General features: G+C 63.0%; 15 protein-coding genes and 1 pseudogene. 10 read left to right on the top strand and 6 right to left on the bottom strand.

Annotation, left to right across the window (positions count from 1 at the left end):
• Positions 1-43 precede the first annotated feature (43 nt).
• Entirely contained in the window at positions 44-301 is a 258-nt protein-coding gene (locus L8G49_RS12340; RefSeq protein ID WP_242186073.1) for a hypothetical protein, read from the top strand.
• 815 nt (positions 302-1,116) lie between these two features.
• Positions 1,117-2,301: an IS110 family transposase gene (locus L8G49_RS12335; protein ID WP_242186071.1), complete on the top strand. Its 1,185-nt coding sequence runs from the start codon at positions 1,117-1,119 to the stop codon at positions 2,299-2,301.
• A 657-nt stretch (positions 2,302-2,958) separates the two neighbouring features.
• Here L8G49_RS12335 and L8G49_RS12330 read toward each other — a convergent pair.
• The 4 genes from L8G49_RS12330 to L8G49_RS12315 all read right to left on the bottom strand — a co-directional run bounded on the left by L8G49_RS12330 (position 2,959) and on the right by L8G49_RS12315 (position 8,816).
• Positions 2,959-4,335 (bottom strand): peptide MFS transporter, encoded by a 1,377-nt coding sequence (locus L8G49_RS12330; protein WP_242186116.1) that lies wholly within the window; start codon positions 4,333-4,335, stop codon positions 2,959-2,961.
• Between the two features lie 133 nt (positions 4,336-4,468).
• The gene (locus L8G49_RS12325; protein WP_242186070.1) at positions 4,469-6,877 is read right to left on the bottom strand and encodes an ABC transporter permease; all 2,409 of its coding nucleotides are present in this window, start codon (positions 6,875-6,877) and stop codon (positions 4,469-4,471) included.
• Between the two features lies 1 nt (position 6,878).
• Positions 6,879-7,559, bottom strand: a complete 681-nt coding sequence (locus L8G49_RS12320; protein ID WP_242186069.1) for an ABC transporter ATP-binding protein — start codon at positions 7,557-7,559, stop codon at positions 6,879-6,881.
• A 9-nt stretch (positions 7,560-7,568) separates the two neighbouring features.
• Positions 7,569-8,816: an HlyD family efflux transporter periplasmic adaptor subunit gene (locus L8G49_RS12315; RefSeq protein ID WP_242186067.1), complete on the bottom strand. Its 1,248-nt coding sequence runs from the start codon at positions 8,814-8,816 to the stop codon at positions 7,569-7,571.
• 156 nt (positions 8,817-8,972) lie between these two features.
• On the opposite strand from L8G49_RS12315, the gene L8G49_RS12310 reads away from it, so the two are divergent.
• From L8G49_RS12310 to L8G49_RS12295, 4 genes and pseudogenes are all read left to right on the top strand, one after another.
• Positions 8,973-10,208 (top strand): response regulator, encoded by a 1,236-nt coding sequence (locus L8G49_RS12310; RefSeq protein WP_242186064.1) that lies wholly within the window; start codon positions 8,973-8,975, stop codon positions 10,206-10,208.
• Entirely contained in the window at positions 10,198-11,379 is a 1,182-nt protein-coding gene (locus L8G49_RS12305) for a HAMP domain-containing sensor histidine kinase (RefSeq protein WP_242186063.1), read from the top strand. Before L8G49_RS12310 ends, L8G49_RS12305 begins: the two co-directional genes overlap by 11 nt.
• Positions 11,380-11,626: 247 nt before the next feature.
• Positions 11,627-12,260 (top strand): annotated as a pseudogene (locus L8G49_RS12300) (tyrosine-type recombinase/integrase).
• Between the two features lie 674 nt (positions 12,261-12,934).
• Positions 12,935-14,446 carry a hypothetical protein gene (locus tag L8G49_RS12295; RefSeq protein WP_242186061.1) on the top strand — a complete coding sequence of 504 codons (1,512 nt, stop codon included), beginning with the start codon at positions 12,935-12,937 and terminating at the stop codon, positions 14,444-14,446.
• A gap of 361 nt (positions 14,447-14,807) precedes the next feature.
• Here L8G49_RS12295 and L8G49_RS12290 read toward each other — a convergent pair whose 3' ends face one another.
• Positions 14,808-15,917 (bottom strand): cellulase family glycosylhydrolase, encoded by a 1,110-nt coding sequence (locus L8G49_RS12290; protein WP_242186059.1) that lies wholly within the window; start codon positions 15,915-15,917, stop codon positions 14,808-14,810.
• A gap of 2 nt (positions 15,918-15,919) precedes the next feature.
• Positions 15,920-17,068: an aldose epimerase family protein gene (locus tag L8G49_RS12285; protein ID WP_242186057.1), complete on the bottom strand. Its 1,149-nt coding sequence runs from the start codon at positions 17,066-17,068 to the stop codon at positions 15,920-15,922.
• Between the two features lie 335 nt (positions 17,069-17,403).
• Between L8G49_RS12285 and L8G49_RS12280 the strand changes: the two genes are divergently transcribed.
• The 4 genes from L8G49_RS12280 to L8G49_RS12265 are packed head-to-tail and all read left to right on the top strand — an operon-like array spanning position 17,404 to position 22,806.
• Positions 17,404-20,250 (top strand): TonB-dependent receptor, encoded by a 2,847-nt coding sequence (locus L8G49_RS12280; RefSeq protein WP_242186055.1) that lies wholly within the window; start codon positions 17,404-17,406, stop codon positions 20,248-20,250.
• Between the two features lie 14 nt (positions 20,251-20,264).
• Positions 20,265-20,819, top strand: a complete 555-nt coding sequence (locus L8G49_RS12275) for a hypothetical protein (protein WP_242186053.1) — start codon at positions 20,265-20,267, stop codon at positions 20,817-20,819.
• On the top strand, positions 20,816-21,781 hold the full coding sequence (locus L8G49_RS12270) for a family 43 glycosylhydrolase (RefSeq protein ID WP_242186050.1): 966 nt from the start codon (positions 20,816-20,818) through the stop codon (positions 21,779-21,781). The genes L8G49_RS12275 and L8G49_RS12270 overlap by 4 nt, the downstream gene beginning before the upstream one ends.
• Positions 21,778-22,806: an arabinan endo-1,5-alpha-L-arabinosidase gene (locus L8G49_RS12265; RefSeq protein WP_242186048.1), complete on the top strand. Its 1,029-nt coding sequence runs from the start codon at positions 21,778-21,780 to the stop codon at positions 22,804-22,806. Before L8G49_RS12270 ends, L8G49_RS12265 begins: the two co-directional genes overlap by 4 nt.
• The last annotated feature ends 5 nt before the right edge of the window (positions 22,807-22,811 follow it).

Genomic DNA, 22,811 nt, shown 5'->3' with positions numbered 1-22,811 from the left:
AAGTAGTGACATTATCGTGGTATAGAACTCAACAGGATCGATCATGGCGAGCGACGCACTTATCTTCGATCCGATAATTCGGGGTAACGTTGGCTACAGAGCGATAGCGGTCGCGTTGAAATCGGACTGCACCGCTTTTGATATCCAATATGATAGCTTTCGGCAGCAATGGGCGAAAGCAGATGTCCAGGCTAATTGGCCGCAATATCGGTCGTCAGGCATCTCAAAAATGACCAAAATCCGCGAAGCGTTCTCGGATCAATATGCTCGTGTGTGGGGACGCTTCAGGCAGGTTAAGTGACGAGAGTTGAATGTCCACAGTTAGGCGCAAGCGGAACGGCAGCTTCACGGCAGTAAGGCCCAATTCCGGGCGTTCACAGCCTCTTTTCGTAGCCCTAACTTCGGTCGTTCACCTCCCTTGAGTGAGGTCATCGGGGCTGCTGATCTCCAAGATCTGTGACGCTAATTGAGCCAAGGCCGTCGTTCAGCCAACCGAGTGTAAATGTCAGGTTTCGGATAAGTTGGCTATTCGCGCGTCTTCCGAGATATGCTGAGCAACGGGCTAAACTTCACGAAAGCGACTTCGCATAGATGCGATCGCAGGCAAATTAGCAGCTGCCACTCCAGCGACGTAGAAACCCCGCCTTTAAGGTTGCCACGCACTACCTCACCTCAACAGTGTATCTCGCACAATAGTCGACACATGGAGCGCGTACGCCACCGCGCAGGCCGCTATTCTCCAAATTTTGCGGTTTGGCTCGTCGAAAAACATATCCGAGCGGACAAAGTGATGCAAGCAGTAGGCGTCCGAAAGCTGCCAGGCCACTCCCGCTAAGTCCCGATTCAGCGGGCTTATCACGATCGCAAGAACCCGCCTGTTGTTAATTTCTGACAACGAGCGTTCTGCCGGCAAGGTCTGAAACGGTCCCACCCTTTCGAAGCCGCATTCCGAGTAGAAGCGATGAAGCGCGCAGCATGGTTTTATTGTATTGCCAAATCCCCGGTCTCAAAGTGTCTAGTCGATATAGGGATCATGGGCACCAATTCCCCCCCGTCGGATACTGCATCCTCTCAGACGGCTAATCTTAAGCGCTCAACCAATAAGGAGTCGACCGTATGCCTGAATCGATGTCCAGAGCAGGCTTACCTCGTCCACGGTTGCAGCGCCAAACAGGTGTGTCGCGCTCATTCGAACAGGTAGCGTTCATCGGATTGGACATATCGAAAAGCCATTTTCAGGTTCATTGCCTGGATGCAAATGGATTTATCGTCCTACAGAAAGCGCTCAACCGTTCAAATGTACTATCGTTTTTTTCGAAAATTCCGAGTGCAGTAGTTGGAATCGAAACGGGGTTTTCGTCTCATCACTGGGCTCGCCAGATAGCTGCGCTCGGTCATGACGTGAGAATAATCCCAGCACGGTTTATCTCTGCCTTTCGAATTGGACAAAAGAATGATGCAAACGACGCCGAAGCTATCTGCCGCTCTCTAATGCAGCCCTCTGCTCCTGAAGTTCCTATAAAGTCATGTGAACGGCAGGCAATATTGATGGTACATCGATCACGAGAGTTACTTAAGAAACAGAGAATGCAGTCCATAAATTTTGCAAGAAGCCTGCTGTCGGAGTTTGGTATAGCGCTCCCTCTGGGTCACCAGCACGTATCAGATTATATCTCCAGACGAAATCGAAATGACAGCAGAGAAATCCCTACTAATGCCATGGATATTTGCCGTATTATGCTTAGGGAAGTTGATTTCATTGATCGCCAAATTCAGAAAATCGAAAAAGTTCTGATTATATGGCATAAGTCTAATCAAGACTCTGTTCGACTGATGACCATACCTGGCATAGGAATTATCACAGCAACAGCATTAGCGGCGACTGTTGATGATCCACGGCGGTTTCCGACATCGCGGCATTTTGCATCTTGGCTCGGCCTCGTACCTCGACAGCATTCTTCAGGCGGACGTTCACAATTGGGGTCTATCACTCGACGTGGTGATCCTTACCTTCGGCGCCTACTTATCTCCGGCGCCCTACCCCTTATGACACGTGCAAAGAAGAATACTCACCCGGCGGATGGTAAGTGGAATTTAATGTTGAAACGTCGACACACACGGGTAGTGACCACAGCTATTGCTAACAAGAATGCACGGATTGCATGGGCAATTTTAGTGAATCGGACCAATTACACGGATCTACCACCGTTGCGGAAAAAAATAGAGGTTGAGATTGCCGTTTTAGTGCACTCACCGAATGGAGTTTGCGAACTTGGCCGCGCGTCGGCTGCGCTGACGTAGTGTTAAGTCCGCGAGCCGTGGGGATGATGGCCCCCGGGCGATTGCCCGCACAGGCCGGTAGGGAAACTGCGACCATTCGGCTCTGCAAGTGAACAGCAATCCAACGCGGAGGTCGGCCTCTTTCAAACGAGGCCGGCCTCCGCAGCCGGTCCGCTAAACCTGTAGGCATGGACGGAGTTGGACCGGAAAGGCACTATAGCGGACTTCCCCAATGGTCGTTCAAGGCACGAGCAATAGCGAACGGACACGCGCACGACCGGTCGCACGGTGAGCAAGATTTGCGCTTTCCCAATCAGACTTCGGACGGGGCCGTACGGGTAGTAAGGCAGCGGATCCTGGCGGTCGGTCGCTCAAAACCACCAGCCTTGCTGCATAATCGGCCTTTCCAAGTGTGATATGTAGTTGCCGACCGACGACGTAAAGTTGCTATGGGTTGGCAGCGCCGACCCAACAAGCCGCCATTCGCCGAACTTGAACGCGCGCCCAACATCGGCCATTCGTTCAGCTAAAGCTTTAGTCGCGCTTGCCCGCCGGCGAGACCAGTCGCGAGCCGCCCCGGCTAAAATGACCGTCCAAATAGACGAGCGCGGCAGCAGTCCGCAAACTTCAGGTGAATTCAGTCGCTAACGGCTTATCGGGCTGAGCGACATCGCAGTGTTAAGCCCTGGATACGACTGCATGTTCTGCCAGCCCGTCCCGTGCGGCGCCCGCGATGATAAATAGTCCCAAACCTGCTCCCCCGACGATCGCCGCATGGAGCAGCCAGAATTGCGGGGGAGACAGGATTTCGTACAGTCCGCCCAGCCTCCCGCTGATTACACTGCCTGCGAATGTACCCAGCGTGTTGACCCCGATCATTGTGCCGCGGAGCCCAGACGGCGACCGAGTAGCATAGAGCGCGAGGGCAATCGGCGTGAAATAAAGCCACCCGATGTTTGACAGCAGGTGGAAAGCTACCGCCCACAGCAGCGGCGCTCGGCCATCTGCGCCCGACACCAGCGGCGCGAGCGCCAGCCAGGCGGCGCCGCCTGCGAAGATTAGGCACCCGATTGCCATTTTACCGATGTCATCGGGCTCGCGCCCGCGAGCAGCCTGCCACCGCCATAGCGTTAGGAACGCTGGCATCACGATGATTGGAGCCAATCCATCCAACGCCTGCAGCCACGGCACTGGCACCGTAAACCCGCCGATATGCAATGCGACGTGATCGCGCACCCACAGATTGTAGACGTTCCACACTTGCGACTGCGCGATCCAGAATCCGACGCAGAACGGCAGCAGTGCGAACAGCCACCGCATCCGCAAGCGCTCGTCTGTCGTAAGCGGCTTCCGCCGGACCGCCACGAGACGCCCCGGGTCGCGCGGCAAATAGCGCGCACCCGCGAGATACACCGCAAGTCCAACAAGCATCCCGAACCCGGCGAACGCGAACCCGGTGTGCCAGCCATAGATTGCCGCCAACGCACCAGTCAGGATGGGCGCGATAAATGCGCCCAGATTGATGCCTACATAATAGATCTGGAACGCGTCTGCCTCGCGTCGATCGCCATCGGCGTAGAGCGATCTAATCTGCGCCGACAGATTGCCCCGCAGTAATCCGGCGCCGAGGATCAGCAGAAGCAAAGCGACTAGGAAGGAGCGGTCGAACGCGAGTGAAAAATGCCCCGCGGTCATCAGCAAAGCACCCACCGCGACTGCACCACGCCGCCCCGTGATACGGTCGCCGATCGCGCCCCCGATCACGGGTGTAAAGTAGATCAGCCCTGTATAAAGTCCGAACGTTTGCGACGCGAGCGCCTGGGTAGAAAGCGGGCCTGTAACGCCCTCGACAATGGTGCGGTAGCGTTCGAACCCGGCAATTCGCTCAATATGCCCCGGCAACAGCAGCTGCTCAACCATGTAGAGCACCAGCAGCGCCTGCATGCCGTGGTAGGAAATCCGCTCCCACAATTCGGTCGCAGCCAACACGTACAATCCGCGCGGATGATCTAAAATCCTACGCCAGCGGGGTGGCAAAGTGACGTTGATAGCCATCGGTCGCTTACGATAGGGAGCAAGCCCGCACCTGTCTCGATCAGATTGGGGTCGAGAATGACCCAATCCCGGCCATTCCTGCCCCTCGCCGCATTTCCCAACTTCCGACATTCGTTAATACGTACCGCCGCGCCTATTCATAGCGCAGCGCGCGGGCCGGTTCGGCGCGTGCCACGCGCCACGCTTGGCCGAACACCGTAGCGGCGGCGATCAGCAAGGCGATGAGCGTCGTGGCGATGAAAAACAGCGGCGACAGCGCGATCCGGTCGTCAAAACCGCCGAGCCAGCGCTGCATGGCGACGTAGGCGAGCGGCCAGGCCACGAGGTTGGCGATCAGCACGGGCCGCATGAACTGGCCGATCAGCAGCCGCAGCACTTCCGCGGTCGAGGCGCCGAGCGTCTTGCGGATGCCGATCTCCTTCACGCGCCGCGCCGTATCGAAAGCGGCCAGCCCGTAGAGCCCGATACACCCGATCAGGATCGCGAGCACCGCCCCGATCGTGAACAGCCGGGAGCGCTGCGCATCGGCCTTATAGTACCGCGCGAACAGATTGTCCTCGACCGAGCGCGCGCGGAACGGAACGCCCGGCACGACGCGCTTCCATGCAGCCTCGAGCGATGCGGTCATCGCTTTGGGGTCGCCGCTGTAGCGCACTGCGGCGATTGGCGAGATGACGCCGACGGTGTCGTAATAATAAGCGACCGGATCGACCGGATCTCGGGGACTGCGGAAGCGCAGATTGTCGATCACGCCGATAATCGTCGACGGGCGATCACCGTCGCTAATCGTCTGCCCGAGCGCCGCGCTAGGCGAGGCGAAGCCGAGGGCCGTCACCGCCTTCCGGTTGAGCACCACATTGGGGCCGATCTTCTTGCGCGCGTCGGGCGCGAGCATCGCGCGGTCGTCGGCATGCGCCGCGTCGAACAGCCGCCCGGCAATCCGCCGCGCGCCATAGACCGTGAAATAGTCGCGACCCGTCCCGACATCCATCACCGAAATCTTCTGATCGGGCATGCCAGGGCGGCTGTAGCCCGAGAAATTGGTGGTGTCCTGATCGCCCGGCGCATTGTTGGCGACGGTGACGCCGGTCACGCCGGGAAGCGCGGCCATGCTTCGCAGGACGCCCGCCCGCTGCGCGGCGTCGAGCCCGCTGTCGCTGAACGACCGGATCAGCAACAGCCCGTCGCGTTTGAAGCCGAGATCGGCGTCGCGAATGTGTGCGGTCTGCGCGAGCATCGTACCGGTCCCGATCGCAAAGCCGATGGCGATCGCGAACTGGACCACGACGAGCGCGCCGCGCAGCCGGGCTCCCGCGCGCCCTCCCCCCGGCGCCCGCGTCGAGGCGAGTACCGCGGCAGGGCGGAAGCCCGACAGGACGAAGGCGGGATAGAGGCCGGCGACCAATGCGATCCCGAAGATCAGCGCGATCATCGGCAGCACGATGCCGTCGCTGCCGGAATAGTGGAGCGTGAGTTTGGTGCCGCCGAGCGTATTGATGAACGGAAGGGCAATCTCGGCGAGGGCGAGGCCGATCAGCGCGGCCAGCGCGACGGTCGCCAGCGCCTCGAGCAGGAACTGGCGGATGAGCGAGCGACGCGTGCCGCCGAGCACTTTCCGCATGGCCACTTCGCGCGCTCTCAACCCGGCGCGCGCGGTCGCGAGGTTGACGTAGTTGACGATCGCGATGAGCAGGGTCAGCAGGCCGACCACGCCGAGCGTGGTGACGATCGCGCGATCTCCTGCGCTGTAGAGGTGCATCGCGGTCAGCGGCCGGAGCGACTGGAAATACTCGCCTTTCTTGATGTTGCCGTCGGCATAGGCATGGCGGTCGAGGAACGCGGGCAATTGCGCCTCGAACGCGCGTGCCGCGGCGGCATCGGAGAAGCGCAGGAAGGTGGTGAGCGCCGAGCTGCCCCAATGCTCCCAAAGTTCGGTGCCGAATCGCGTCCGGACGAGCGGCACGAACAGCTCGTCCTTGAAAGTGACACTTTCGGGCATGTCGCGCAGCACCGCGCCGACGCGATAGGGATAGACTGCACCGTTGACCGCGAGCTGCAGCGTCTGGCCGATCGCCGGCTGGCTTCCGAAATATTTCTGCGCCGCGCGCTGCGTGATGACCAGCCCGTTGGGGTCGGCCAGCGTGCGGGTCGGATCGCCCTCGGCCGCGGGGAAGCGCATCAGCTCGAAGAAGTTCGGATCGACCGTGCCGAGTTCTTCCGCGGTCGCCTGCGCCCCCTGCCGTACGGTCGCGCCGGTGGGCATGTAGCGCGTGCCGGCCAGTTGGGGGAAATCGGCCCGCAGTTGGTCGAGCTCGCCGCCCATCGTGTTGGGATTGGTGTCGGGCGGATAGCCCGGCATGACATAGCGTTCCTCCATCACCCACAGCTTGTCCTGTCCAGGCAGGACACGGTCGAAACCCGTCTCGAACTGGACGAAGAGATACAGCACAAGGAAGGTCGCGATCCCGAGCGCGAGCCCGCCGATGTTGAGCGCCGCGAACAGCCGGTGATGCGCGAGCGAGCGATAGAGCGAGGTCAGCATCTCAGGCCGCCCGGCGTGCGGAGGAGAGGATGCGGCCGTCGAGCATGTGGACGGTGCGCTTGGCGATATCGGCATGCGCCGGAGAGTGTGTGACCATCACGATCGTCGACCCATCGGCATTGAGCTGCTCGAGAATGTCCATCACCTGCGCACCGTTTTCGGTGTCGAGGTTGCCGGTCGGCTCGTCCGCCAGGATGAGGCGCGGCTCGCCGACGACCGCGCGGGCGATTGCGGCGCGTTGCTGCTGGCCGCCCGAGAGCTGGTGGGGGTTGTGACGCTGGCGGTGCGCGATGCCGACACGGTCCATCGCCGCGGCGACGCGCTCCTTCTTCTCGCGCGCCGGCATCGCGCGATAGGCAAGGCCGAGCGCGACATTCTCGGCGATCGTCAGCTCGTCGATCAGGTTGAAACTCTGGAAGATGAAGCCGAGCCGGTCGCGCCGCAGCTTCGCCAACGCGCCCTCGGGCGCACGCGCGATGTCGGCGCCTTCGAACAGATAACGCCCGCCGCTCGGGCGATCGATCGTGCCGAGGATGTTGAGCAACGTCGACTTGCCGCAGCCCGACGGCCCCATGATCGCGACGAATTCGCCCGCCTCGACGGCGAGTTCGATTCCACCGAGCGCGGTCGTCTCGAGTTCGTCCGAGGCATAGGTACGGCTGACGTCCTGAAGCTGGATCATGGGTAAATCCTATTTGAGAAGGAGAGTCTGGAAGGCAGCGTAGGAACCGAGCGCGGTCGTCACGATGCGCTCGCCGGGGGCGAGGCCGGAGACGATCTCGACCTGATCGGGATTGCGTCGCGCGGTGACGATCGCGCGCCGCACGGCCTTGGCGTCTCCGTCGAACACGAACGCTGTGGTCCCGCCGGCATCGAGCCATCCGCCCGACGGCGCGACGACCGCAAGCCGGTCCGCGCCGAGGACCAGCCGCACGTCGAGCGTCTGGCCGCGATTAAGCCCAGCCGGCACGCTTCCCCGGAAGGCAAGTTCGACGCGAAAGCGACCGGCGGTCACCTGGGGTAGAACTTTGAGCACGGTCATCGGGTAGCTGTGCCCGTCGAGATCGGCGATGCCGGCGAGACCGGTGCGGACCCGGCCCAGGTAGAATTGGTCGACGTCGGCTGTTAGCTTCCACTGCCCTTCGGAATCGATCTGGCCGACAGGATCGCCGCTCTTGAGCATCTGCCCGGGCTGCAGCGTGAAGGCGGTGAGCCGCCCGCCGACCGGCGCGCGCACCACCAGCGCCGAGAGGCTCGCGCGTACCATCGCCAGGCTTTCGCGCAGCTGCTGCGCCGTCGCGGCGATCCCGGCGGACTGGTCGGCTAGCGTTACCGTCGCTTCGCTCGTACCGCGCTGAAGCGTCGCGACCCGCGCCTGCTGATAGATGACATCCGAGCGCACTGGCTCGATCGCGGCACGGGCGACAATCCCCTTGTCGAACAGGATCTGCCTCTGCGCGAGCAGCGTCTGCGCCTTTGACAGCGCGTTGCGCGCGTCGGCGAGATCGCGCGCGCCATCCTGCCGCGTGTTCTGCACCGAAAGGCGCTGGCCGCTGGTCGCGCTCAACTGGCCGACGATCTCGGCCGAGCGGCTCGCGACGTCGAGTTCGAGCGCTGGGTTGGAGAGGCGCGCAAGCGGAGTCCCCGCCGCGACCATCGCGCCGTCCGCGGCGGTCAGTTCGGCAACCTGCCCGCCCGAAACGGCGGTGACGAACACTGTGCGCAGCGGCGCGACTTCGGCGCGCAACGGCACGAAGTCGCGAAACGGCGCGCGCGTCACTTCTCCCGTGCGGATCGCCGCGGCATCGACACTCAGCGCATTGGCGCCGGGCATCAGCCACCACAGCAGCATCGCCGCCGCAACCACGGCAAGGCCGATCGCGCTGCGCACGACCACGCGCCGGCGCTTGGCCTGCGGGCGCTCAATGCGCCGGTCCATCGCGGCTCCGGAAGGCGTCGTTTGCGTCATGCGGACACTATACCGGATGCAGGACAGCCGCGCTAAGTCCAGCAAATCCTCCATTTTCCGGTGCGATCGCCGTCCGCTTGGCGCGCATCTGTACGGAGTGTCCGTTTCCGGACACTATGCGAGGGCATGTCAAGCGAATCACCCGCCATCCTGATCATTGAGGACGATGCCGACGTCGCCAAGGCGGCGCGTCTGCTGCTCGAGCGTCAAGGAATGTCGGTAGCGGTGGCGGCCGACCCGGCGGCTGCATGGGTCCAACTCGCCGAGCGGCCGGCGGATGTCATCCTGCTCGACCTCAACTTCGCCCGTGGGCGCACCAGCGGCGAGGAGGGGTTCGCGATGCTCGACCGGCTGATCGCCGCCGACCGTCACGCCGTGGTGATCGTCGTCACCGGCCATAGCGGGATTGCCGTCGCGGTGCAGGCGATGCGCCAGGGCGCGACTGACTTCGTGATCAAGCCGTGGAGCAACGAACGCCTGCTTGCGACGGTGCAGCGCGGCGTCGCGCTGCGGCGGGCGAAGCTGGACGCGGCGACCGCGCCGCCGGTCGCCGACGGTCTGTTGCTCGGCGAGAGCGCAGCGATGGCGCGGATCCGCGACCTCATCGCTCGCGTCGCGCCGACCGAGGCGTCGGTATTGCTCAGGGGAGCGACCGGCACCGGCAAGACCCTGAGCGCGCGGCTGCTCCACCAGGGTTCAGCGCGCGCCGATGGCCCCTTCGTCACGCTCCACGCAGAGACCGCCGACGAGGCGACGATCGCCGCCCAAACCGCTGCCGCGTTCGCCGGGACGCTTGTCATCGACCACGTCGATCGCCTGCCGCGCGGGTTGCAGACCGACCTCGGCCAGCGGATCGAGGGTATCCGCATGATCGCGACAAGCCGGTTGGATCGGGCAGGACTGCGCGCGGCGGTCGGCGAAGACCTGCTGTACCGCATCGGCACGATCGAGATCGAAATGCCCCCGCTCGCCGCGCGCGAGGGGGACGCGCTGCTGCTCGCACGGCATTACCGCTCGGTCTTCGAGCATCGCCATGGCAAGCCCGCCTGCGCGATCTCCGACGCCGGCGCGACGGCGATCGCACAGGCAGGTTGGCCCGATAATGTGCGCGAGCTACGCCTGGTGATGGAACGCGCGGTGCTGCTCGGAGCGGACACTGCGCTCGGACTGGACGATCTCGCGCCGCCGGTCGACTACGCCGACGGACGCGCGCTCCAGCCCGCACGCTCGCTTGCGCAGAGCGAGCAAGCCATGATCGAAACGGCCCTCAAGCGCCATGCGTTTAACGTCAGCCGAGCCGCCGCCGAACTCGGGCTGACCCGTGCGGCGCTCTATCGACGGATGGCACGCTATGGGCTCTGACGCGGTCCGCCAGACTTTCCGGGCAGTAACCCTCGCGGTGACTGGGGGCATTTTGGCGCTGGCGGCAACGCAGGGACTGTACGCGACCGCGCTGCTCGCGACGATGGTCGCGCTGTGGATGGTGGTCCGCACTGTGGTCGAGCAGCGCCCCGCCCCACCGCTGCCGGCGGCACCCGCGCTGCCGAACTCCGATGCCGACGCGCTCCAGCGGCTGACCGCCTATCTCGAACTTTCGCCGGCGCCGCTGGTGTCGCTCGACGGCGACCGGCTTCGAGCGGTGAACCGCGCCGCACGACGTCTTCTTGGTGCGAGCGACTTGGTGCCCGATCCGCCCGCCGCGCTCTGCACGGCGCTGACGGACACCCGACCGGGCCGCACCGCCCAGATCGAGCTGAACGACGCCGGGGCCATTCGGAGCTTCGCGCTTACCACAAGCGATTTGACGCTGCCTGGCCGGATGCTGCGGATCGGCGCTCTGATCGACATCGATACGGCGCTGAAGGCAGCGGAGGCGGCCGCCTTGCGCGAACTGATCCAGGTGCTCAGCCACGAGATCGTCAATGCGCTGACGCCGATCGCTTCGCTCGCCGCGACCGCCGTGGTGATGCTCGATGATCCCGTTCCGCCGCTGCCGCAAGTACGCGAAGCGATCGAGACGGTCGCGCGCCGCGCCGCGAGCCTGCACCGCTTCGGCGAAAGCTACCGCGCGCTTGCGCGTCTGCCACAGGCCGTTCCACGGCGCGTCGCCGTCGCCGGGTTCGCCAGCGATCTCGCGATGTTGTTCGCCGCGCGCTGGCCAGCGATCGGCCTGGTGCTGGAAACGCTCGCAGCGCCATCGAATGTGGCGATCGACCCCGACCAGATCAACGCCGCGCTCTGGGCGGTGCTGCAAAACGCAGCCGAAGCGTTGGCCGGTACGCCTGCCGCCGAAATACGGTTGAGCTTCGAGGCGCAGATCGGTCGGACGCTGATCGCGATCGTCGACAACGGACCTGGGATCGCAGCACAGGACGAATCCGACATCTTTCGCCCGTTCTTCACGACCAAGCCCGAGGGTAGCGGGATCGGCCTGTCTCTGGCGCGCCAGATCCTCCGCGGCCATGGCGGCGACCTTATTCTGGTCTCTTCGCACGTTGGGAGGACGGCTTTCGAGGCGACCATTCCATCCTGATGGCCGCGGGGCGGCGGTCAAAGTCCATGATATCCGAGATCTGGCTTGTTGCCGCTCTTCGCAGCGATGGTTCTGAGGAAAGCGCCTAACGGTCCGCGCTGACCCAATAAGCGACATTCACGTTTCCCTCATATCTTTCGGATCCCGGCTGTCCGTTCACGGGCATCGTGCCAACCATAGATGTGAACGGCCAATTCACCCTCTCGATGTAGCCTGCGGCGCTAACTCGCAAACGTGGAGATAAGCGATGGGACACTCGTCGATAGATCCAGCTTTCAACGAGCTTCGCCCTTGGGACGAAGGCCGCGTGCTGGGCCCAAAGTGCGCGCTTAAACCTCAGCAAGTCTGGGCTATTCGCTTCTGGCTTGACCAACATCGGCGGCTGCGGGATCGGGCACTTTTCGACTTCGCGATCGACAGCAAGCTGCGCGGATGCGACGTCGTGAAAGTCCGCATTGGCGACATCGTTGCGGGTGGCCGCGTTCGGGATCGCGCGATCGTAGTGCAGCAAAAAAACGAAACGCCCCGTGCAGTTCGAGCTTGTCGAACCTGCCCGCAAAACCCTCCTCGCTTGGCTCGAGCGCCGTGGCGGCACATTGAACGATTTCGTCTTTCCGAGCCGTAACGACTATATGGGGCACATGAGCACGAGGCAGTATGCACGCCTCGTTCGCGAGTGGATCGTCGGCATCGGCCTCCAAGCTGAGAATTACGGTACTCACTCCCTTCGACGCACTAAGGCGTCGATCATCTACAAGGCGACGGGCAACCTTCGCGCAGCGCAAATCCTACTTGGTCATGCCAAGATCGAGAGCACCGTCCGCTATCTCGGCGTTGATGTGGAAGACGCTTTGGAGCTGTCGGAGCGGACCGAAGTCTGACGGGCTCAGTTTGACCCATTTCCGGTCATTCACGCCCCCTCCAGCGCTTCCCAACTTCCGACATGCGTTAATCTCAATCTGACGACCGGTTTAGATGCCGGGCTTTGTCCCCTGAACAACGCTAGTTGGTGGTTAGGCGACTGTCCGCTTGCGGCGAAAAAACGCTTTAGTTGCCGACAAACGCCAGTGCCGCCATCGCGACCAGCACAACACTCGCTAGCCCCATAACGAACCAAAACGCGATGGGATTGCATGACCGTTCCACAGTGCCGCTGTGAATCGCTGTGACACCACACCGCCATCCGAAACCTATCACCAAGACGCAAATCATTGCGGCTATGATTTCTTGCATCGTGGTAGACATTTTATCGGTCTAACGTCGCCGGGAATGTCTGCAGTCAGGAGCGGCGTTGTGACGAGCGAACACCCGGGCTTGGTCGTAGGCCGTCCGACCGCTTTGCGGCGGCGATTACCGAGAAGTCGCCATTCAGGCCGCCCCGGCCGCTCGCATCGTCTGCTTATTTCTGTTCGGCCCCGCTGGCCTGCTGGCATCCGGCCCCGCACTTGCCCGGAACGCTGGAGCGCAAACCGCGCTTGACCGGGTTGGCAGACTGGGCTTCATTCGCTGGAAAGCGCGCTTTTCGAACCGTTTGGACCACTGCCGGGGGGCTCCAATGCCGATTGCCAAACACCTTACCGCCTGGCTTCTGCTTGCGGCGGCCAGTGCGAACCCTGTGGTGGCTGCGTCCGACACCGCCCCGGTTGCGCGCGACGTCCAGCTACCGGCCTGGGCAGAAACAGCCTTACGCGCCATGAACGCCAAGGACTATACGACTGCGCTGCGCCTGATCACTGCCGGCATCGCTTCGCCGACGTCGACGACAATGCCGACAGCAGTTCGCGTCGCAGCGCTCGAGGCAGGCGTCACGTGCGCATACGAAACCGGGCAGAAGGACCTCGCGCATCGCTTCGCACTCGACGCGACGCAGTTCGACGAGGCCAGCGATTGGGTCTGGCGTACCCGGCTGTGGCTGGAACTTGGCGCCAAGACCCCCGACGCCGCGTTCGCGACGGTCGTCGCGATGACGCAGGGCCGCGGCGGTGCGCTCAACTCGGCACCTGTCCAGTGGATGTTCTCCCTCACCCGGCAGCTGCGCGACGGCGGCGACCTTGCCGCGCGGCGCCGATTGCTCGCGATGCTCACCGCGTCCTCCTATCAGCCGCAGTCTGCGATTCCGGTGATCGATCCGTTCCGCCGCGACTATGCCGGCTTGCTCTACGAGGCAGGCGAAAAGGACGCCGCGCTCGCGCAGGTCCGCCAAATCGAGAATTCCTCGATGCTGTTACTGCTGAGCGTCGATCCACGGTTTCGCCAGGCGCTGGGTGCCGATTTCTCGCCCCGTGTGGCGGTCGAGCGGTTCCTCGCGACGTTGCGAACCGCCGCCGTCCTGCATCCCGAGTCGCTTGAGGTGGTGATCGAGATCGCCGCGCGCGAGCGCCAGCTCGGCCACGCAGATGCCGCGCTTGCCACTCTCCAGGCGGCGGCACCGCTCGGCCCGAAGGCGGCAAGCTACACCGATCTCGGTGAACAGCTTAACTGGTGGTGGGACGGAGTCGGACGGGCGCAGGAAGCGCTCGGTCATTCCGAAGCAGCTCTCGGCGCGTTTGCCCAAGGGAAGGCGACCGTCGAGTATGGTGCCCTCAACGTTAGCCAGACGATTAACTTGGCGTGGGCGCAATTGCGGGTGGGACATACAAGCGATGCCCTGGCCACGCTCACGGTTTTCGACGTGCCGGGGCGCGATGTGAGCGCCTATGGGGTGATGGAAATGCGGTCGGTGCAGGCGTGCGCGGCTACACGACTTGGAAGGGCCGCCGACGCCGCTGTCGCGATCGCCTTCGTTAAGGCGCATCGGCGCGACAATATCGGAGCCCTAGGCGACGTGCTGCTCTGCGCGGGCGATTTCGACGGCGCGGCCGCGGACTTCATTCAGCGGCTCGACGATCCCGAGCAGCGCGCGACCGCGCTGCTCGCGCTGAGCGACTACGATCCGCCGGAGGGGACGCTGCCTCCCGATCCGATCTACAGCCGCCTGCCCATGCTGAAACGGCGGCCCGACGTGCAGGCCGCGATCTCACGGGCTGGAGGTACGCGGCGCATACCGCTGCAACGCGAGCCGATCTGAGCTGAGATACAGATACACGTATCCGCTGCAGGGGCAGCGGTGCGCTCCTATAGCAGCTGTTGGGCCAAACGTGGGGTGATCCGAATACCGCCGTTGGTGCAAGGAGCGTCGACAGACCAAGCTGGTCGCCAGCCGTCCGGCAGCTTTGCGTCCCCATGACCCAGTTCCAACCATTCGGGACGCCTTGAGCGCCACCCAACTTCGGACGTTTGTTAATGTTGCTCAGACGAACGGATCTAACGCCCAGCGTCGCCCGCTGAACAGCAATAGTCGATGGAAAGCTGACGTCGGCAATGCTGCGCGGAGCTGGTAACGTGCCAAAGACCGCGTACGATCCCGTCGCTTGGTTTGAGCAGCGACGCTATGGCGCTGCGCTCAATCGACGTATTAGATCTGTCTCTGCACTACGATACGGCGTGCCGTCATTGCGGAAGACCTCGTGAAACCAGATCGTCGGCTCGGCCAGCACATAGGGTTTCTGCCAGCTATCCCACGGCAACCGGGTCTGGGTCTTGCCGTCTACGAAGCCCCAGTTGATCATCCCGACATTGTAGCGCTTGCCGATCGGTAGCGAGCCGTCGAAGGTCGATCCGTTGCCGCGCGCCATGAATTCGGTGCAGATCACCGGCCGGTGGTAGGGCAGCAATTGTTTGATCCGCCGCTCGAACGCCTCGGGCCAGTTATAGTCGTGAAATGTCACTACGTCCGACTGCGCGAGCTGCAACTTCTCCATCGGCGAACTCTGCCCGCCTGGCGTCCAGTCGTCGCCGAGCCATACGCCCGAGGTCAGCGGCTGCGACGGGTCGGCCGCGCGCGCCCAGTCGAACACCTGCGCGAGCATTGCGCGGACGAGCGGTTCCTTGCCCTCCTGCCCCTTGTATTGGTCGGCACCGTTATCCGGTTCGTTCCACAGGTCCCAGCCGAGAACACGGTCGTCCTTCGCGAAGGCGCCGATCACGCCCTGGACATAGGCCTTAAACATTGGATAGCGGGCGCGGTCCCGCAAACCGGGCAGCCCCGGCGATTGCACCCATCCGGAATTGTGTACGCCCGGAATGGGCGGGTGCTGCGGTCCGAGCTTGGGGTCAGGATCCCAGCAACTGTCGAACAATACGAACAGCGGCTTGATCCCGTGCCGTTTCGCGATGACCAGGAACGCATTGATGCGGCTTTCGAAGCCTTCAGGATCCTGCTGCCATAGTTGGTCGTGGAGAAACACTCGCATCGTGTTCATGCCGATGCCCTGCGCGAGGCCGAGTTCGTAATCGATCCGCTTGGGATCCCACGTCGCCGCCTGCCACATCTCGAGCTGATTGATCGCCGTGGCCGGCGCATAATTCGAGCCGATCAGCCAGCGCTGCTGGCCATACCAGGCATTGGCCTGCGCTTCGCTCCAACGCCCGCGCGCGTCCGCTGCGCTCGCGCCCGCCAATGTCGTCACCGCGAGTAACGCGATCAAGATCGTCTTCATGCTCAGCGCTCCGTGAAGAGTTTATAGACCATCTTGTTGCGATAGGTCTGGCCCGGGTCGAGCCGGATCGATGGGAAGTTCGGTTGATTGGGCGCGTCGGGGAAAAGCTGCGGCTCCATCACGATCGCATCTCCCATGCGGTAGATCTGACCCTTCTTGCCGGTGATCGTCCCGTCGAAGAAATTGCCGGAATAGAATTGCAGGCCAGGCTGGTTCGACCAGAGCTCGTAGCCGCGACCCGACACCGGCTCGACCACGCGCGCCATCAGATGCTGCTCCGACGTAACCTTGTCGCCGATTACCCAATTGTGGTCATAGCCGCGGCCGTAAGCGATCTGCGGATCGCGGGCATCGCGCACGCGCTCGCCGATCGCGGTCGGTTTGCGAAAATCGAATACCGTACCTTCCACCGAGGCGTGTCGCCCGGTCGGGATCGAGGTCGCGTCGGTGGGCGTGTAGCGATCGGCCGGGATCAACACGATGTGCCCCATCGCGCCGCGCGGGCTGCCGACACCCGCCAGATTCCAATAGGAATGATTGGAAATGTTGACGACGGTCGGCTTGTCGGTGGTGGCGCGATATTCGATGGTGAGCTGATTCTTCTCGTCGAGCGAATAGGTCGCATACGTGGTCAGTTTGCCCGGATAGCCCATGTCGCCGTCGGGGCTGACATAGCGCAGAGTCACCGACGCGGTCGGGCCGTTCTTGACCTCGGTCACTTCCCACAGGACCTTGTCGAACCCCTTGGTTCCGCCGTGGAGCGAGTTGGGGCCATTGTTGACCGGCGTCGAATAGGTATGGCCGTTGAACGAGAGGCGACCCTTGGCGATGCGGTTGGCGACTCGGCCGACCGTGGCGCCGAAAAATTCGGGCTTGGCGAGATAGCCCTCGAGCGAGTCGTAGCCGATCTGGACATCCTCGCGCTTGCCCTGCCGGTCGGGCATGACCAGTGACTGTAGCGAAGCGCCGAGCGCGATCACCGTGGCGGACACGCCGCGATCGTTGACCAGCGTGACGGCAGCGACGGCGCGACCGTCTGGCATGCGACCAAACGTCGTCTGCTTGGCATCCCCGGCGCGCGCGGGGTTGGCGATGGTGGTGATAGCGGCCGCCGCAGTCAGCAAGGCCGTCAGAGTCGTTGCGCGGTTCATAACCCTCCTTTTTTTTATTTTGGTTCGTCTCATTAGGCAGGATCGGATCCGGGGCAATCGTCGAGCGCGCGCAACCTGTTTCGGCGCCGGCCGCATCGTTCCGCATCCTCCTCTGCCCGGCGCCTGCGCGGCACTTGTCCGACCGACCAACCCGTTCGTTCAGTCGCCGAATGGACGCTGACACGTCACTTACGTAGCGCGCAAAGGTTTTGCGCCACAAGCGAAACCGCGCACGCCGAGCAAATGTCCTACAAATAGATATTGTCTGACGCGCCAGACCGTTTTAGGACACGACGAACCGCTCGGAATGAAGTGGGCAATCGGGGAGAGGCTATATGAGAGCGAAGGCTTTATTGTGCGCGTCGGTCGCGAGCGCGACGCTAGCGGCGTTGATCGGCGTTTCGCCGGCGTGCGCCCAGACGAGCGACCCGGTTGCCGCGGCGGCGCAGGAAACGCCCGCTCCCAAAGCGGAGGACGCGCCCAAGCCGATCACCGCATCTGACCAGAGCGCGGACCCCGCCTCGTCGCAGCCATCGGTGCAGGAAACACCCGGCGATAATGCCGACATCGTCGTCAGCGGATTGCGCCGCAGCCTCCAGTCGGCGCAGACGATCAAGCGGACATCGGACGGCATCGTCGACGCGATCGTCGCCGAAGACATCGGCAAACTGCCCGACACGTTCGCGTCGTCCGCGCTGCAGCGCGTGGCGGGCGTGACCGTGACGCGCGGCGGTGGCGAATCGGCCGGCGTAACCGTCCGCGGCCTGCCCGACCTGACCACCACCTATAACGGACGCCAGATCTTCACCGCCGAAGGTCGCTTCGTCCAGATCCAGGATTTCCCCGCGGGCACGGTCGCGGCGCTCGAGGTGTATAAATCGGGTCTCGCCAACATGATCGAAGGCGGCATCGCCGGCTCGATCAACGTGCGCGGGCGCCGGCCGTTCGATTTCAAAGGGTTCGAGCTGTCGGGCTCGCTCAACGGCGTGCTGTCGCAACAATCCGAGAAAATCGTTCCGAACGGCAATCTCCTGATCAGCGACCGCTGGAACACAGGCATCGGCGAAATGGGTGTGCTGCTCAACGTCGCATATGTCGGCATCAACTTCCTCGATTCCTCGCGCGAACAATCTGTGGTCATCGCCCGGACCAACCAGCCCAATGGCGACGGCACGGTCTCGAACAATGCCCCGGGTCAGGCTGCCGGGCTGCGCTTTCCAGACGCGCAAGGCAATTTCCTTGGTTATGGCGCACGCTATCGGCCCTCCGCCAACGCCGCCTTTCAGTGGAAGCCCACCCCTGAACTCGAAATTTATGCCGATGGCCTGTATCAGGGGTTCCGGTCGAAGGATTACAACCGCTGGATGTTCATCCCGAACTTCGGCAATATCACGCTGTCGAACGTGACGACCATTCCCGGCACCAACCAGATCAACAGCGCCACCGTCAGCGGCGCGGTGCGTCCCGATGGCTACACCGGCTCGTTCAACGGCAAGACCGACACCTATCAAGCCGGCGGCGGCGTCAACTGGACGAAAGATCGCCTGAAGATCTCGGCCGACCTTGCGTATACCGACAGCAAATACACCGCCGATCTGGTCAACGTCGATTATGCGACGGTGGGCGTGCCGACGCACACGTCGTATTTCAACGTCGCAGAGGACGGCGGGCCTTCGCAAATCTTCAACAACTTCAGCATTACCGATCCCCGCAATTTCATCAGCCGCGGCCTGTATCAGGAACTGACGGTGGTCAGCGGCAAGGATTGGCAGGCGCGCGCAGACGTATCGTATGATCTGAATATGGGCTTCTTGAAGCGCATTCAGGCGGGCGTGCGCTATGACGATCGCGATGCGGCGCGCGACTTCGGAAGCATCTATAACAATAACGAAGCGCTCGGCATCCCATTGACGTCCCTGCCCGGTGCGGTCGTGACGACCAGCCTGCCGGGCTTCACCTACAATTCCGCGCAGCCCAATACAGCCTATGCAGCGCTCACGCGCGACAGCATCCGCGACAATCTGCCCGCTCTGCGAGCCTTCTTCAACGAACCGGCCGGGACAGTCGCATTCGACCCGACGCAGAACTTCCGCGCCAATGAAAAAGCGTACGCCGCCTACGCGCAGCTGAAATACGGCTTCGACTTGGGCGGCATCACCGTCGATGGCCTGGCCGGTTTGCGCTCAGTGAAGACCAAGGAACATATCCAGGCCTTCTCGAACATCAACGGCGTCGTTGCGCCCAGCACGGCGGATAGCGAATATACCGATTATCTGCCGAACGGCAGTGCCCGTATTGCCTTGAACGACAAGTTGCAGATGCGCCTCGCCTACACCAAGACGCGCACTCGGCCGAACTTCATCGACCTTCGGCCGAACTTGACCTTGGGTTCACCCCCGACGTTCCCCGCGGACAGCCCGTGCCTGGATTCTACCAGCGCTACCTACAACAGCCGCGCCTGCGCTCGCGGCGGATCGCAAGGGAACCCCAATCTCAAGCCGTTGACGTCGAACAATTACGATCTCAGCCTTGAATATTATTTCTCGCGGACCGGCTTTTTCAGCGCTGCGGTGTTCCGCCACGACGTGACCGGGTTCCTTGCAACGGTGAACAACGTCTATCGCGACCCGACCTATGGTCTGATCGCGGTCGATCAGCCGGTCAATCTTGGCCAAACCCGCCTGCAGGGCGCGGAAGTGCAGTTCACCAGCTTCCTCGACATTGACGGAATCCCGAACTGGGCGAAGGGCTTCGGCATCCAGGCCAATGGCACCTTCATCGACGCCAAGGGTGATCTCCAGCCCAATTTCGCGGCTACCTACAGCAACCCGCGACAAGCCTTCCCCGGGGTGTCGAAATGGGCGGGGAACGTAATCCTCCTGTACGAAAAGCCGCAATTCTCGGCCCGTGTCGCGTATAACTATCGGTCCGATTTCGTGTCCTACTATACCCTGGAGACGTTCGATCCGGTCGCCCATCCCACGATCGAAAAGGGTCGCGGGCAGGTCGATTTCTCGACCTCGGTCACACCGGTTCCGAACATCACGATCGCGTTCGACATCATCAACCTGCTCGGCAACCCGATCCAGCGCGACCGCGCCTATGACACGGGCGACGTTTATCGGCGGCAAGTGCTCTACATCGAGCGGGCCTACTCGCTCGGCGTCCGGTTCCGCTTCTGAGGACGGGCGAGACCATGCGATCCTTGTTCATCGCTGCCGCGCTCTCGCTGCCCTTCCTTGCCGCCCCGACTACCGGGGGGGCGCAGGATGCGCCGAGCATGGCCGACCGGCTTCGTAACGATCCGCGGGTGGAGGCGCTCCGGCCGTACGGCCTCAACCTGCCCCCCGCTATCCGCATCGACAAGGGCGTGCAATTCGGCAAGGCGATGCGGGTGCCGCTCGACGGCCATCCCGACTTCTGGCGCATCGGCGTGACCACGCCTTTGCTCAAGCCTGTCAAGAAAGGCGATCGGATCGTCATCGCGTTCTGGGCGCGCGCCGAGCAAACCGAGCAGGGCGCGCCGGGGAAGATCGGTCGCGTCCAGCTCGAGGCGACTCCGGTCGTGCGCGCGATCTTCGAACAATCCTTCGAGGTCGGACCGACGTGGAAGATGTATCAACTCAAGGGCGTTTCGGATCGCGACTACGGTGCGGGCGACCTCAACGCGGCGCTGCAAATCGATTCCGCCAAGCAGGTGCTCGATTTCGGACCGGTCTTCGTCCTCGATTACGGAGTATCGTCGCAATGAGGCGCTGGATCGTCCTCGCACTTGGACTTGCCCTCACCACGGCGGCGGTCGCCCGCAATCCCCAGTTCCAGGGCGCCGATCCGCACGCGATGTTCATCGACGGCGAGCTTTGGGTGTTCCCGACCGGAGGCCCCGGAGGAAGCTGGGCGGCAGACCGGTTCGGTGCCTTCTCGTCGCGCGACCTCAGGAGGTGGCGCAGCCGCGGTGTCGTGCTGCGCCGGGACCAGATCAAATGGATCGGCGACGATGGCGCAACCGAGCATTTCCTCTGGGCGCCCGGAGTCGCCACGCGCGACGGCAAATGGTACATCTATTATTCGGTCGGCCCGCAAAACCCGACGCCCAGTCGGATCGGCGTCGCGGTTTCCGACCGTCCGCAGGGCCCTTATCGCGACATCGGCCATCCGCTCGTAACCGGCGGCAACGGCTACGAGGCGATCGATCCGATGGTGTTCGTCGATCCTAAATCGCAGATCGCCTATCTCTATGCCGGTGGCAGCGCCGGCGCGAAGCTCAGGGTGTGGGAACTGAGCCGCGACATGATCACGATCGCGCGCGAAATTCCGATCAATCAACCACCCGAATTCACCGAAGGCGCTTTCGTGCATGAACGCGCCGGCGTCTACTACCTCAGCTACAGCCACGGACACTGGAACGGCCCGGACTACTCGGTTCATTACGCGACCGCCGCCTCACCCGTCGGCCCGTGGACGTACCGAGGGGCTATCCTGACCAGCGATGCGCGTCATCAGGGGCCGGGACATCATAGTTTCGCGCGCACGCCCGCGGGCGACTGGCTGATCGTCTATCACCGCTGGGACCAGGCAGCGGGCCCGGCCCCGTTCCGCGGCGAACGACAGATCGCAATCGACCGCGTGCGCTATGCCGCCGACGGATCGATCCGCCCGATCGTGATGACCGACGGCGATAACGCGCCGACTCTCCCTCTGGTGAAACCATGATGCTCGATCGACGCCGCGTCCTCGCGCTCGGGCTGGGCGGTGGCGTCGCCGCGCTCGCGGCACCAGCACTCGGCGCTCCCGCAACGCTCAACGAGCAGCTTTCCGGCTATCTCGACGGCCTGCACGATCCTGTGATCATCCGCGAGGGCGACACTTATCACGTGTTCGGCTCGGGCGGATGGTGGGGCAAGCCGGGGCCGAGCTGGCGCGTCTCGACCGACCTCCACGACTGGCGCGCCAACGGGTCTCCGTTCGAGGCGATTCCCGACTGGGCGGCAAAGGCGATCCCGGGCGCGACCTCGATGTGGGCGCCCGACATCCACTTTGTCGACGGCGTGTACCGGCTGTATTATTCGGTTTCGACCGGTGGATCGATGCGCTCCGTCACCGGCTTCGCGACCAGTCCGACGCTGGATCGCGCCAGTCCGAAATATGGCTGGACCGACCACGGACTGGTGATCGAATCGTTCGCGGGCGGCACCTACAACGTCATCGACGCCAATTTCGTCGTCGACTTCGCGGGCGATCACTGGCTCGCGTTCGGGAGCTATTGGAGCGGCATCAAGCTCGTCGCGCTCGACAAGACCACCGGGAAGCCCAAGCCGGGCGCCACGCTCCATTCCCTCGCCTATCGCCCCGCCCCGACCGGCGGCGACAATCCGGTGGAGGGCGCGTTCGTGTTCTCGCGCAACGGCTGGTATTACCTTTTCGCCAGCTACGATTATTGCTGTCGGAAGGAAGGCAGCAACTATTACGTCGCGGTCGGCCGGTCCAGGTCCGTTTCCGGGCCGTATGTCGGCAAGGACGGCCGCGCCATGATGGACGGCTATGGCACCGCAGTCATCGCAGAACGGCCATGGGGATCGACCAACTGGCGGGGCCCGGGACATTGCGGCCTCTATCACGATTCGGGTCGCGATCTGGTCGTCTATCATGCCTATGACGTTGCACACGCCTCACGTCCCACATTGCGCGTGGCGGAACTCATTTGGAATGCGCAGGGCTGGCCGGTGGCGCTGGTCTGAAGCCA

The sequence above is a fragment of the Sphingomonas sp. CARO-RG-8B-R24-01 genome, from assembly GCF_022662295.1.
In the GTDB taxonomy this organism is placed as follows: domain Bacteria; phylum Pseudomonadota; class Alphaproteobacteria; order Sphingomonadales; family Sphingomonadaceae; genus Sphingomonas.
The sequence above is the reverse complement of the archived record's forward strand: the minus strand, read 5'-3'. Positions and strand labels throughout refer to the sequence as shown.

Coding starts and splice junctions, on each gene's coding strand:
- L8G49_RS12340 (WP_242186073.1), top strand. CDS start 44: ATGGCGAGCGACGCACTTATCTTCGATCCGATAATTCGGGGTAACGTT.
- L8G49_RS12335 (WP_242186071.1), top strand. CDS start 1,117: ATGCCTGAATCGATGTCCAGAGCAGGCTTACCTCGTCCACGGTTGCAG.
- L8G49_RS12330 (WP_242186116.1), bottom strand. CDS start 4,335: ATGGCTATCAACGTCACTTTGCCACCCCGCTGGCGTAGGATTTTAGAT.
- L8G49_RS12325 (WP_242186070.1), bottom strand. CDS start 6,877: ATGCTGACCTCGCTCTATCGCTCGCTCGCGCATCACCGGCTGTTCGCG.
- L8G49_RS12320 (WP_242186069.1), bottom strand. CDS start 7,559: ATGATCCAGCTTCAGGACGTCAGCCGTACCTATGCCTCGGACGAACTC.
- L8G49_RS12315 (WP_242186067.1), bottom strand. CDS start 8,816: ATGGACCGGCGCATTGAGCGCCCGCAGGCCAAGCGCCGGCGCGTGGTC.
- L8G49_RS12310 (WP_242186064.1), top strand. CDS start 8,973: ATGTCAAGCGAATCACCCGCCATCCTGATCATTGAGGACGATGCCGAC.
- L8G49_RS12305 (WP_242186063.1), top strand. CDS start 10,198: ATGGGCTCTGACGCGGTCCGCCAGACTTTCCGGGCAGTAACCCTCGCG.
- L8G49_RS12295 (WP_242186061.1), top strand. CDS start 12,935: ATGCCGATTGCCAAACACCTTACCGCCTGGCTTCTGCTTGCGGCGGCC.
- L8G49_RS12290 (WP_242186059.1), bottom strand. CDS start 15,917: ATGAAGACGATCTTGATCGCGTTACTCGCGGTGACGACATTGGCGGGC.
- L8G49_RS12285 (WP_242186057.1), bottom strand. CDS start 17,068: ATGAACCGCGCAACGACTCTGACGGCCTTGCTGACTGCGGCGGCCGCT.
- L8G49_RS12280 (WP_242186055.1), top strand. CDS start 17,404: ATGAGAGCGAAGGCTTTATTGTGCGCGTCGGTCGCGAGCGCGACGCTA.
- L8G49_RS12275 (WP_242186053.1), top strand. CDS start 20,265: ATGCGATCCTTGTTCATCGCTGCCGCGCTCTCGCTGCCCTTCCTTGCC.
- L8G49_RS12270 (WP_242186050.1), top strand. CDS start 20,816: ATGAGGCGCTGGATCGTCCTCGCACTTGGACTTGCCCTCACCACGGCG.
- L8G49_RS12265 (WP_242186048.1), top strand. CDS start 21,778: ATGATGCTCGATCGACGCCGCGTCCTCGCGCTCGGGCTGGGCGGTGGC.